Consider the following 12,805-nt stretch of genomic DNA (forward strand, 5'->3'; position numbering starts at 1 on the left):
CGTTGGGGGTACCCGTGGACATCCGCCTGCTCGGTCTGGTGCGGGTGCTCGGCGACGGCGGTCGGGTGCTGCCGTTGACCGCGCCGCTGACCTGCGCCACGCTGGCGGCGCTCGCGCTGTACCCGGGGGAACCGGTGCGCACGGGCGAGTTGGCGCGGCAGCTGTGGGGGCCGACGCCGCCCGAGGGCGCGGCCGGGCGGCTGCGCCGCCAGGTGGCGCGGCTGCGCGCGGTGCTGCCCAGGGGCGCGGTCCGCACGCTGCCCGGCGGCTATGTGCTGGACGTGCCGCCGGAGACCACGGACGTGGGCCGGTTCGCCGCGGCGCTGCGCCGCGCCGACGCGCTGGCGCCCAGCCGCCCCGAGGCGGCGCTGGCCGCGCTGGACGGGGTTCTTCCGCTGTGGACCGGCAACCCGCTGATGGGCCTGCCCGACTGCCCGCTGCGGGAGGTCGAGCGCGGACGGCTGCGCCTGCTGTGGTCGCGCGCGCTGCGGCTGCGCGCCGAGGTGGAGCTGCGCCTGGAGGAGGAGGCCCCGGCCGGCGGCTGGGCGCGGGGCGACTCCCCGGCGGCCGGGCCGGACGCCCGGGGTGAGGAGGAAACGCCCGGCGCCGCCGCGCGGCTTCCCGAGGACGGCGAGGCGGCCGCCTTCGCCGGGATCGTCGAACGCGCCACCGCCGGCGAGCCGCCGCCCGCGCCGGCCGGACTGCCCGCCGGGATCGGCACGTTCGTCGCCCGCGCCGTCGAACTCGGCCGGCTGCGCCGCCGGTTGACCGACGCCTCGGGCGCACCCGCCGTCTGCCTGATCGACGGCCCCGGCGGGGTCGGCAAGTCGACCCTGGCGGTCAGGGCGGCCCGCGAGCTGGCCGAACGGTTCCCCGACGGCCTGCTCTATGTGGACCTGCGCGGCGCCGACCCGCGCAACCAGCCGTTGACGGTGCCCGAGGCGCGCCGGCTGCTGCTGGCGGCGATGGGCACGCCCGGCAAGGAGATGCCGGACGAGGCCGGCTCGGCCGCCGTCTACCACGCCGAACTGGGCCAGCGCCGCGTGCTGTTGCTGCTGGACAACGCGGTGGACGGGGCCCAGGTCACCCCGCTGCTGCCGACCGAGGGCGGCTCGGCCGCGCTGGTCACCAGCCGCGCCCTGCTCGCCGGGGTGCCCGGCGCGCTGCGCCTGTGCCTGGGCACGCTCGCCCCGGACGAGGCGGTCGCGCTGGTCCGCTCGATCGCCGCCGCCGCCGGCGACGGCGGGGAGCGGGGCACCGCCGAGGAGTGGGCCGAACTGGTCGAACTCTGCGGCCGGTTGCCGCTGGCGCTGCGCATCATCGGCACCCGGATGGCGGCCAGGCCCGGCTGGCGGGTGGCGGACTTCCTCGGCCCGCTGCGCGACGAGCGGCGCCGGATGGACGAGTTGACCGGCGACGATCTGGACCTGCGGGCCAGCCTGATGGTGAGCATCGACCAACTCGCCGCGGGCCGGGGCGCGGACGAGCGGCTGGCCGCCGCGCTCTTCCCCGCGCTGGGCGCGGCGGCGGTGCGCTCCTACACGCCGGGCTCGGTGGCGGCGCTGATGGACGTGACCGCCAGGGAGGCCGGCGCGGCGCTGGACCGGCTGGCGGACGCGCGGATCGTGGACTGCCCACGGCCCGGCGTCTACACCCTGCACGACCTGCTGCGTTCGGCGGCCGCGTGGGCGGCGGCGCGGATGCCGGGGGAGTGGCACCGCGACCGACTGACGGCGCTGGCCAACTGGTACGCCGGCTCGCTCTACCGGCTGAACCTGCCGATGGCGCTGAGCAAGAACTACCGGAGCCGCTACCAGGACGGCGCGGCCCGGTTCCCCGCCGGCCGCCCGTTCACCTCGGTCGACGAGGCGCTGCCCTGGGCCGACGAGGTGTTGGACGACGTGCTGGCGCTGGCCGAGCAGCTCTCGGTGCCGGACTTCGACCGGGGTGGGCAGTTGGCCGGCGCGCCGCTGTCCCACTTCGCGGTGGAGAGCGCGCGGGCGCTGGAGACCTACTTCGGCACCCGGCTGGCCTGGAGCGCGCAGGCGCGGCTGTGCGAGCTGGCGTTGACGGTGGCGCGGCGGCGCGGGGACCGGTTCGCCGAGGCCGTGACGCTCGGCCAGTTGGGCAAGTTGTGGGGGCAGCGCGGTCAGGCGCTGCGTGGCGCCGCGCTGCTGCGCTACGCGATCACGGTGCTCCGTTCGATGGGCCGGACCGAGGAGGCGCTGCGCTCCACCCTCAACCTGGTGCCCTGCCTGGGCTCGGCCGGGCGCCTGGCGGAGGCGATCGGCCTGGCGGAGGAGACGCTGGCCGAGGTCGACGCCGGCGGCTACGACGAGTTCCGCATCCCGTTGACCAACAACCTGGCCCGCTGCCACCTCTACCTCGGTGACCACGACCGGGCCAGGGAACTGCTGTTGGCGAACTACGCGGCGGCCCAGCTGCCCTGGGAGCGGACCATGGCGGCCGGGGTGTTGACGGAGTACCACCTGGAGGTCGCCGAGTACGAGGAGGCGGTCCGCTGGAGCGAGCGGGGGATGGCCCACGCGGCGGAGCAGCCCTTCGACCCGTTCGTGGTGGCCCAACAGCGGACCTGGCGGGCCGAGGCGTTGCGCGGCCTCGGTGAGGAAGCGAGTGCACACGTCGAGGAGATGCACGCGAAGGCCGTGATCGAGGACCTCAACAGCCGCGAGAACAGCCACTTGCGAGTGCGAATAACGGATCGGTATCTCGCCGGCTGACCGCCCAACCTCCTGGACACCCGCGGTTCTTGCCGTTGCTACAGTTCTGATACACAGATGCGGGTGCAATTTTGCGCCGGCTGTTCCACCATGGTGCCACGACCGGACGCGGCGCGTTCCGCGCGGTCGTGCATTGCAACGGTGAACATCGGTGGCGAACACCAGTGACGGGAGGGAACGCCATGGGCGACGAGATCAAGCTCTCACCCGAGGAGGTCGACCGGGTGATGGCGATCATCAACCAGGCCTACACCGACATGGAGGAGGTCGCCACGGGCATCGGCGGGCACAGCGCCAACGTGTCCACGGCCTACAACGGTTCGGGCACCGGCCGCGCCATGGAGACCTACGACGACCTCGGGCGTGCCGGCCAGGCCCTGGCCGCCGCGCTCGACGGGCTCTCGCAGGACCTGGGCCTGACCGCGACCACCGGTCGGGAGACGGACGCGGACGCGCAGGGCGTGCTCAACGGCGTGCAGACGCCGGGGATCACCCCCGACGCGGGCATCGCCCAGGCCATCTGACGTCAACGGCCGTTCGGCGACACCAGCGGGCAGCGACGAAGCGGCGATGAAGCAGCGACGAAGCAGCGACCAGTCAGCGAGGAGAGAGCAGCACCCATGGGCTACGGCGAGGGCATGATCCGGTTCGGCAACGAGGGCCTGGAGGCCATCCAGTCGGCGACCACCGGCCAGCAGGAGCGCTACCAGGAGATCTGGGACGACGTGCACACCCAGCTGACGTCCCTGATCGAGCAGGGACAGGTGGACGCGTCCATCGGCTCGGTGCTCAGCGAGCGGGACGAGCAGTTCCGCCGCGAGGCCGGCGGCTTCGACGAGAGCGTCAGCGGCCAGAACCGCGCGATGCGGGACGTGCAGACGATCGGCAACGAGGGCGGCGCCGCGATGGTCAGGGCCGCCGGCGGCGGGCGCTAGACCCGTTCCGTTCCACGGGGGCCGGGCGGGGCCGGCCCCGAGGAAGCACAGGAATCCGTAGAGCAGGAGGGCGGGCCGGAGCATGTCAGGCGACGTCGAACTCAACCCGGACGCGATGCGGGACGCCGAGTCCGCCGCCGGGGGCAGCGGCGAACTCGCGGCGATGCGCGAGAAGTTCATCGACATCGCCAGCGCCAGAGGGCTGTTCGGCACCGTGCCGGGCGGCGCGGAGGCGGAGGCGGCGCTGGAGAGCGCGGCCCGCGCGATGCTGACCGAGGTGGAGGCCGCCGGGGTGACCGTGGCGGACATCCAGGCCAGCGCGGGGGAGGCCGCCGCGATCGCCGACGAGACGGACGCGTCGGCCGGGCAGCGGCTGAACGACGCCTCGGGGGCGGTCGACTACTTCGACGGCCTGATGAACAGCGGCTCGGGCGGCGGCGGTCACCGCCAGGAGGTGTACTGAGGATGAGCAGCGACAGCGCGTTCCACGGCATCGTCGACGACATCTACAGCGCCCGCCACATCCGGATGTACGCGGCGGCCGGCGCGTGGATCGCGCTCGCGGGCGCCGGTACCGGGGAGAACGACCGGCTGGCCGGCGCCGCCGAGAGCGCGGCGGCCGAGCCGGGCGTCGGCCTCATCGAGCTGTCCGACCGGATGGCGGAGACGGCCAGTTGGGCCTCGGGTGCCAGCGCGGTGGCGATGTCCATCGCCAACCAGCTCCAGACGGCGGGCGATTCCGCCGCCGGCGCCACCGAGGAGGCGCTGCTCCTGGAGGAGCAGTTCGCCGAGGCGTCCCAGACGCCGGCCGGCCAGGACGTCGGGATGGCCGCCGTCGGCGCGGCCGGGCGGCAGAGCGAGGAGAAGGAACGGCTGGTCGCCGAGGCACAGGGGGTGTTGGACCGGCTGGCCGCCAGCTTCGCGCAGGTGACCGGCGGCAACGCGCCGGCCGCCCCGGGCGGCGGCGCCGGCGGCGGGGGCGGCGCGCCCGAGCTGGCCGGCGGCGGCGTGGCGGGCGGTGGAGGCGTGGCGGGCATGGGCGGCGTCGGGGCGGCCGGGGTGGCGGGCGGCGCGATGGGCGGTGCCGCGATGGTCCGGGCGGCCAACGGCGGCCTGGTCGGCGTCGGCGACTACCCGCACGGCCGGCTGCTGGGGCCCGAACGGGGCGACTTCGCCGGCTGGTTGCACAGCCCCACCACCGGGTTCCTGGTGGACCCGGCCACCGGCCGCGAGTTCGACCCGACGGTGGGCCGGTGGATCGACCCGATCACCGGCCAGCCGTTCGGCGCGGTCACCGAGTACGCGGCCCGGCTCTCCGGGCTCAACGTCGGGCCCGGCGCCGTCGCGACCGCCGGCGGCCTGGCCGCGCTGGGCGGCGGCGCCGGCACCGCCTCGCTGGCCGGCCTCTACGGCGGGATCATGCCGCCGAGCATCGGCCACACCGGGCCTGCGCGCGCCCAGCTGACCCGCCAGGCGCTGCGCCATCTCAACCAACGCGCCCACGTGGCCAGCAGGTTCGCGCTCCACGAGGCGGCGCAGGGCGGCCGCCCGTTCACGCCGCCACCGGGCGCGGCCGCGCACCGCCCCGGCGCCGGGGCCGGCCGGCCCGCCAGGCCAGGGCTCGGCGGCGCGCACCCCGGGCGCCACGCGCCGGCGCCCCCACCGACCGCTTCGGGCTCCGCCGCTCGCCGCTCCCCCCTAGGCGCGCCCGGCGGGGCCCGGGGCACCACCACGGCCGAGCGGGGCGGCGCGTTCGCGGCCCGCCGCCAGGACGCGGCCGCCCGCCACCAGCTGGCGCCCCCGCCGGCCGGCGGGGGCCGCACCGGCCAGCGCCGCGCCGAGGAGTCCCGCCGGGACGCCAGGCCCGACGACCTGGCCGAGGACCCGTCGGTGTGGACGAGCCAACGCCGCGCCGTGCCGGGCGTGTTGGGCGAGTAGCCACCCGGCGGGCCCGCCGGGCCGAGGACGCCGCCGTGAACGAACGCCGGGACCCGAGGGGCCCGGCGAGAGAGGGACCCCATGTCCGAAGGACTCGAATACCTTCCGGAGTCGCTGCGCGCCGGCGGCCAGGGCAGCTACGCCGCCTCGGACGAGGCGGAGAGCGCGCACGCCTATCTGCGCACCGTCTCGGCCAGCGCCAGCTCCTACGGCGGCGCCGACGCGTTCGTCAACGCCGTCAACGAGACCCGCGACACCCAGGCGCGGGGCGTCAACCACGCCGTGGAAGGCCGCGACGACCTCGGCGACTCGGGCTACCAGGCGGCGGCCATCGGCGAGGACACCGACGCAGCGAGCCATGCCGCCGTGACGGCGGCCGGCACGACGGGCGAGCTGGGCCAGCGGATCGCCGACGGCATCTGAACCGCCCCGAAGGCCCGCCCCCACCCCGAGATTCCACGAACAGCGAGGACGATCCATGGCAGGCGTTGACTTCACCCGGGAGGACGTGGTCGAACAGGCCGGCGTCGACCCCTGGGAGACCGCTGACGACTTCGCCGAGGAGATCGACGTCGAGGAGATGGCGGAGGCGTCCCGGGGCTTCGCCGCCGCCGCAGGCGAGGCGGGCAGTGCCAGCGAGGTCGCCGCCCGCGCCTCCGAGGTGTCCCAGGAGGCGGCGACCACGGACGGGATCGGGCACCACAACGCCGAGGAACACATCACCATCACCGACCGCGACCTCCAGGGCAGTGGCCAGGACATCGAGGACGTCGCCGACATCATCAACTCGGCGACCGAACTCGCCGCCGACACCGAGGAACAGGTGAGCATCCTGCGCTCCGACGCGCAGGAGAAGTTCCACGAGCACCTCACCGACGCCAGGTCCACATACCAGAACAAGTTCGCCGAGCTGGTGGAGAGCGCCGAGCAGTCCGCGTTCTACGAGACCCCCTCGGTGACGGTGGCCGGCACCGTCTACAAGGCCGACGGCAGCCGGTTCACCGAGTGGCTGTTCCCGCAGGCCGCGCTGGACGCCATCCGCGAGCACTACCTCGGGAAGGCGGCCGAGGACATCACATCCCTCCACGGGGACATGGAGACCGAGATCGAGGACTACCGCTCCTGGATGGTCAGCCGGGCCGGGGAGTTGACCGACCTGGGCTACGACATCGGCGCCGGCCCGCACTCCATGTGGGGCACCGAGGGGATGGCCGAGTACTCCGCCGAGGGCATCGAGGAGGAGATGGCCAAGCCCGAGGGGGAGCGGAACCTGGACAGGTTGGAGGACTACACGGCGGGACTGGCCGCCATCGGGGCCGGCGTCTACGACCCGGACGACCCGACCACGCCCCGCCGCGACCTCACGCCCGAGGAACGCGAGTACCTGGACACCTTCTACGACACGATCGACGCCGACACCCTCGCCGCGCTGGGCCACCTCTCGCCGAACGCGCCGGCCGGCCAGGACGTGGGAGCCGCCCACGAGAACGCCATCGACAACCAGTGGGACCAGATCCACGGCATCCAGGCCGCCCTCGGCAACGGCATCAACATGCTGACCAACCCCGAGATCGGCGGCATCGACCTCGACGCCCACCCGTCCATCCAGGGCCCGGCCGACATCCCCGAGTCCATCAGGGCGTTCGTCTACGACGCCGACCAGGACCTGCGGGACGCCGAGAGCCTGGCGGACGCGCGCGGCGTGATGAGCGACTTCAACGGCTTCGGCGCGGTGATGGAACAGGCAACGGTCCCGCCGGGCGACACGTTCGCCCACCATCTGACGACGGCGGCCCTGGACGTCCAGCAGGCGGCGCACTCCATCAACGTCGGCGCCTATACGGACGCCGCCATCGAGGCCGACGGCGACCCGCCGCAGGACATCGTGATGCCGGACTTCCTGGAGAACACCGGCAGCAGCGGCCTGTTGAGCAATGTCGCCCTCAACACCGACGCCTCGTTCGAGATCCTCAGCAACGAGGGCGTCCGCGACGAGTTGTTCGGCGCCCAGTGGGCCGACAGCGACGGCGTCGGCGACCTGGTGCGCAGCGCGGTGCTGCCCAACGGCGGCGAGGACGACAGCGAGCGGCGGGCGTTGGCGGACACCGTGATCCAGCACTTCACGAACGACCCCTCGATGCTGATCGAGGACTGGAACGAGGCGAACCACCTCATGCGGGAGCACTACCCGTGGGACACCTCCGGTCTCCAGGGCGCCGTCTCCGACGCGACACTGTCCCGCCTCGACGCGATCGCCGGCCTGGAGGGCGCCGAGGGCATCTGGGAGACCGACGACCGCTACGCGGCCTTCAGCCTGATGGCCGCCACCGACGAGAGCGTCTACGAGCACTTCAAGTCCGGGGTCTTCGACGCCCAGCGGAACATGGCCTACGAGTACTACGCCAACGGCGACCCCCAGGACAGCGACGCGCTCAACACCCTCCAGTCCGTCGGCAGCCTGACCGGGCTGATGGAGTGGGGCGAACGGGACGTCATCAACTGGTACGAGGGCCGCGAGGACGCCCAACAGGCCCAGCAGCAGAAGGTGATCAAGTCCAGCATCGGCGCCGCGCTCAGCGTGGCGGGCACCCTGGCCCCCACCCAGTACGCCACCGGCGTCAACCTCGGCTCGACGGCCTACGGGCTGGTGGACCCGGTGCTCTTCCCCGACTACAAGCCACAGGAGCCGGGGGCGCAGGCGGACTACAGCCTGGACGGGCACGAGATCAACATGTTGATGGAGCAGCGGGCCCTCACGGCGGGCGCCATCGACGCGCACAACGAACAGGTCCCGCCGGAGGCCCAGTTGGACGTCATGTCCCCGGAGGAGGCGATGGCCTCCTGGAACGGTGCCGGAACGCCGCACACCGGGCTCAACGAGAGCGCGGACGGGATCACCTACCGCAGCGACAGCCATGTCTCCGTCGCCGAGGCCGTGCCGGACGTCAGGAGCTACGGCAGCGACGACTCCCTCGACTACGACAAGACCAGGGAGAGCCTGTCGTCGAGCAGCCGCTTCGGTAACTGACCCGGCCCCGCCCCGCGACGAAGGAGCCCCCGTTGTTCTCCCGCACCACCTCCGCCACCCCCACCACGCCCACCACCGTGCTGCGCCGGCCCGCGCGGGCGGCGCGGCCGGCCGTGCCGGGGCAGGAGGTGGTGCTCAAAGCGCCGCCCGAGCTGCCGAGGCCGGAGGACAACAACGTCTGGATGACGGCGCTGCCCGCGCTCAGCGGCCTCGGCTCGGTGCTGTACATGCTGACGATGGGCCGGGGCCCGATCGGCTACATCGTCGGCACCATGTTCCTGGTGTCCTGCCTGGCCATGGTCGTCGGCTCGGTGCTGCGGCAGCGCGGTTCGGCCAAGAGCCAGGCCCGCGAGGACCGCCGCCAGTACCTGCGCTATCTGGAGCGCACCAGGAGCGAGGTGCGGCGCACCGCCGGCGCCCAGCGGGCCGCGCTGCTGTGGGACGCTCCGCCGCCCGACACGCTGTGGGCCGTGGCCGAGAGCCGTCGGCTGTGGGAACGGCGGCCGGCGGACGAGGACTTCGGGGTGGTGCGGGTCGGGACCGGGCCGCGCTATCTGGCGACCGCGCTGGTGCCGGGCGAGTCGGCGCCCGTGGAGGACCTGGACCCGCTCTGCTCCGTGGCGTTGAAGCGCTTTGTCGACACCCACGCCGTGGTGTCCGACCTGCCGGTGCAGGTGGCGCTGCGCCGGTTCGCCGCGCTGTCGCTGGGCGACGGGACGGAGCCGGAGCGGGCCCGCGCGCTGGCGCGGGCGCTGCTGGCGCACGCCGTCACCTTCCACTCCCCGCGTGAGCTGCGGCTGGTGGTCTGCACCGGGAACGTGGAGGCGCCCGACTGGGCCTGGGTCAAGTGGCTGCCGCACGCCCACCACCCCGAGGAGCTGGACCATGTGGGCCCGCTGCGGATGGTCCACCCGAGCCTCGCGGTGCTGGAGGAGTGGCTGGGTGCCGAGCTGACCCGCCGCACCCGCTTCCAGCGCGACGCCGAACCCGACCCCGAACTCCCGCACCTGCTGGTGGTGTTGGACGGCGGACTGGTCACCGGCGGCGAGGCGCTGCTGGACCCGCACGGGATGATGGGCGTCACGGTGCTGGACCTGTCGGGGCGCGCGGGGGCGCTCGCGGAGGCGCACGGCGTGGCGCTGGCGATCGAGTCCGACGGCGCGCTGTTCGTGGCCGCCGGCGAGACCAGGGACCGGCTCGGGTCGGCCGACGCGCTGTCCACGGCGGAGGCGGAGGCGCTGGCCATGCGGGTGGCCAGGTTCCGGATGGACGCCGCGACGTCGGGCGCCGAGGGCGAGGACCTGACCACCGCCGTCAACACGCTGCCCGCGCTGCTGGGCATCGACGACCCCGGCCATCTGGACCTGGACGCCCTCTGGCGGCCACGGCCGATGCGCGACCGGCTCCAGGTGCCGGTGGGCGTGGCCGCCGACGGCGGGCTGCTGGAGCTGGACATCAAGGAGTCGGCGCAGAACGGCATGGGCCCGCACGGCCTGCTGGTCGGCGCGACCGGCTCCGGCAAGTCGGAGCTGCTGCGCACCCTGGTGCTGGGCATGGCCGTCACCCACTCGTCCGAGCAACTCAACCTGGTGCTGGTCGACTTCAAGGGCGGCGCGACGTTCGCCGGGATGGCGGAGCTGCCCCATGTGGCGGCGGTGATCACCAACCTGGAGGACGACCTGACCCTGGTCGACCGGATGCGGGAGGCGCTCTCCGGCGAGATGAACCGCCGCCAGGAGGTGCTGCGCGACGCGGGGAACCTGGTCTCGGTGCGGGACTACGAGCGGGCCAGGCAGCGCGGCGCGGCGCTGCCGCCGTTGCCCAGCCTGTTCATCGTGGTGGACGAGTTCTCCGAACTCCTCGCCCAGAAACCGGACTTCGCCGACCTCTTCGTGGGGATCGGCCGGCTGGGCCGCTCGCTGGGGCTGCATCTGCTGCTGGCCTCGCAGCGGCTCGACGAGGGCCGGCTGCGCGGCCTTGAGGCGCACCTGTCGTACCGGATCGGGCTGCGGACGTTCTCCGAGGCGGAGAGCCGCACCGCCATCGGCGTGCCGGACGCCAACCACCTGCCGTCCGCGCCCGGCCACGGCTATCTGAAGACGGACACGGCGAACCTGCGGCGGTTCCGCGCCGCCTATGTCTCAGGCCCCTACCGCACCGGCGGCGAGGGCGGCCCCGCCGCGTTGACGGGCGCGGCCACCGTGCGCCCGTTCCCCGCCGGGCTGGTGCCGGTGCCGGCGGAGCAGCGCGCGCCCGAGCCCGAACCGGAGCCGGCCGCCGACGAGTTCGACGAGACCGAGGAGCTGGGCGCCACCGTGCTCGGCGTGATGGTGGAGCAGCTCACCGGCCAGGGCCCGCAGGCGCACCAGGTGTGGCTGGAGCCGCTGGACCGCCCGGAGTCGCTCGACCAGCTCTACGGGGGGCTGGTCGAGCGGCCCGGGCGTGGGTTCGGCGCCGACCCGGCCGGCTCCGCGCCGCTGACCGCGCGGATCGGCGTGCTGGACCTGCCGTTCCACCAGCGGCGCGACCCGCTGGAGCTGGATCTGGCGGGCGCCGGCGGGCATGTGGCGATCGTCGGCGGGCCGCACAGCGGCAAGTCGACGGCGGTCCGGGCGCTCGTCGCCGCGCTGGCGCTGCGCCACACGCCGGCCGAGGTGCAGTTCTACTGCCTGGACTTCTCCGGCACGCTCTTCGCGCTGGCCGGGCTGCCCCATGTGGGCGGCGTGGCCGGGCGGTTGGACGCCGAGGTGGTCAACCGGACGGTCGCCGAGGTGCTGGAGGTGATGGAGGCCAGGGAGGCGCGCTTCCGCGAGCTGGGCGTGGAGTCCATGGCCGCCTACCGCGCGGCCCGGGCCGCCGGGCGGATCGCCGACGACCCCTTCGGCGACGTGTTCCTGGTGGTCGACGGCTGGGCCGTGCTGCGGCAGAGCTACCCGGAGCTGGAGGGCACCCTGATGGCGCTCGCCGGCCGGATGCTCACCTACGGCGTCCATCTGGTGGTCACCGGCAACCGCTGGCTGGACATGCGGATGGCGCTGCGCGATCTGCTGGGCACCAAGGTCGAGTTGAAGCTCGGCGACGCGCTGGACTCCGAGATGGACCGCAAGGCCCAGCGCACCGTCCCCGAGGGCCGCCCCGGGCGCGGCATCACCCGCGACAAGGAGCACTTCCTGATCGCGGTGCCCCGGGTGGACGCGGTCCGCTCCGACGCCGGGCTCGCCGAGGGCGTGGCCGACCTGGTGCGGCGGATCGACGCCGCCTGGACCGGCGCGCGGGCCCGCCCGGTGCGGCTGCTGCCTACCGCGTTCCCCGTCGAGGAGGTCACCGGGCGCGGCCCCGGCGTCACCGTCGCCGTGGAGGGCAACCGCCTGGAGCAGGTCGTCTTCACCCCGGGCGAGGAGGCCGGGCTGATCGCCATCGGCGACAGCGAGACCGGAAAGACCTCGCTGCTGCGCGCCGTTGGCCGCCAGGTGATCGCCAACTATTCGCCGGAACACGCCAAGTTGATCGTCCTGGACCATCGGATGACCATGCTGCGGGAGTTCGACGGGCCCTCGCTGCTCGGCTACTCCACCACCCACGAGCGTTCCATGGAGGTCGTCACCGGACTCGCCGAGGGCCTGAAGAAGCGGCTGCCCGGCACCGACGTGACGCCCGAGCAGCTGCGCGACCGCTCCTGGTGGACCGGGCCCGAGATCTACCTGCTGGTCGACGACTACGACCTGGTCGCCACCTCGCGCGGCAACCCGCTGCGCGCCCTGCTCGACTTCCTCCCGCAGGCCAGGGGCATCGGCCTGCACCTCTACGTCACCCGCCAGGCCGGCGGCGCCTCCCGCGCCGTGACCGAGCCGGTCATCGGCCGCCTCAAGGAACTCAACACGCCCGCCGTGCTGCTGAGCGTGCCCAAGGACGAGATGCCCATCTGGGGCGTCAAGTCGGCCCGCCGCGCCCGGGGCCGGGGCCTGCTGCTGCACCGCAGGCTCGGCAACGTCCCCGTCCAACTGGCCCGTGCCGACTCCCCGTTCGCCGCCGCCGGCGGCCCGACCCCGCCGCCGGCACCCGACGACACCGGCCGACGGGCCGCCCACCCCGGCCGATGAGCCGGACCCCACCCGACGAGCAGGACCCCACCCGACGAAGCAGGACCACCCGATGAGCGAGAT

Annotated in this window: 8 protein-coding genes; all 8 read left to right on the plus strand. The window is 74.1% G+C overall.

The window, feature by feature from the left end:
* Positions 1-14 precede the first annotated feature (14 nt).
* The 8 genes from FH609_RS09540 (at position 15) to eccCa (ending at position 12,742) form a co-directional block, all read left to right on the plus strand.
* Complete coding sequence (locus FH609_RS09540; RefSeq protein WP_139666900.1) at positions 15-2,741, plus strand: NB-ARC domain-containing protein; 2,727 nt, start codon at positions 15-17, stop codon at positions 2,739-2,741.
* 182 nt (positions 2,742-2,923) lie between these two features.
* Entirely contained in the window at positions 2,924-3,265 is a 342-nt protein-coding gene (locus FH609_RS09545) for a WXG100 family type VII secretion target (RefSeq protein ID WP_139666899.1), read from the plus strand.
* 96 nt (positions 3,266-3,361) lie between these two features.
* Positions 3,362-3,676: a hypothetical protein gene (locus FH609_RS09550; protein ID WP_139666898.1), complete on the plus strand. Its 315-nt coding sequence runs from the start codon at positions 3,362-3,364 to the stop codon at positions 3,674-3,676.
* A gap of 82 nt (positions 3,677-3,758) precedes the next feature.
* Entirely contained in the window at positions 3,759-4,139 is a 381-nt protein-coding gene (locus tag FH609_RS09555) for a hypothetical protein (protein ID WP_139666897.1), read from the plus strand.
* Between the two features lie 2 nt (positions 4,140-4,141).
* Positions 4,142-5,614: a hypothetical protein gene (locus FH609_RS09560; protein WP_139666896.1), complete on the plus strand. Its 1,473-nt coding sequence runs from the start codon at positions 4,142-4,144 to the stop codon at positions 5,612-5,614.
* A gap of 81 nt (positions 5,615-5,695) precedes the next feature.
* Entirely contained in the window at positions 5,696-6,037 is a 342-nt protein-coding gene (locus FH609_RS09565; protein WP_139666895.1) for a hypothetical protein, read from the plus strand.
* 55 nt (positions 6,038-6,092) lie between these two features.
* Complete coding sequence (locus tag FH609_RS09570) at positions 6,093-8,642, plus strand: hypothetical protein (RefSeq protein WP_139666894.1); 2,550 nt, start codon at positions 6,093-6,095, stop codon at positions 8,640-8,642.
* A gap of 32 nt (positions 8,643-8,674) precedes the next feature.
* A complete protein-coding gene (gene eccCa, locus FH609_RS09575; protein ID WP_193317832.1) occupies positions 8,675-12,742 on the plus strand; it encodes a type VII secretion protein EccCa in 4,068 nt (1,355 codons plus the stop codon).
* Positions 12,743-12,805: the final 63 nt, after the last annotated feature.

This window comes from Streptomyces sp. 3MP-14, from assembly GCF_006334905.2.
Classification (GTDB): Bacteria; Actinomycetota; Actinomycetes; order Streptomycetales; family Streptomycetaceae; genus Streptomyces; species Streptomyces triticirhizae.

Excerpts from the sequence above, each read along its gene's own strand:
- FH609_RS09545 (WP_139666899.1), top strand. The coding sequence starts at position 2,924 with ATGGGCGACGAGATCAAGCTCTCACCCGAGGAGGTCGACCGGGTGATG.
- FH609_RS09550 (WP_139666898.1), top strand. The coding sequence starts at position 3,362 with ATGGGCTACGGCGAGGGCATGATCCGGTTCGGCAACGAGGGCCTGGAG.
- FH609_RS09555 (WP_139666897.1), top strand. The coding sequence starts at position 3,759 with ATGTCAGGCGACGTCGAACTCAACCCGGACGCGATGCGGGACGCCGAG.
- FH609_RS09560 (WP_139666896.1), top strand. The coding sequence starts at position 4,142 with ATGAGCAGCGACAGCGCGTTCCACGGCATCGTCGACGACATCTACAGC.
- FH609_RS09565 (WP_139666895.1), top strand. The coding sequence starts at position 5,696 with ATGTCCGAAGGACTCGAATACCTTCCGGAGTCGCTGCGCGCCGGCGGC.
- FH609_RS09570 (WP_139666894.1), top strand. The coding sequence starts at position 6,093 with ATGGCAGGCGTTGACTTCACCCGGGAGGACGTGGTCGAACAGGCCGGC.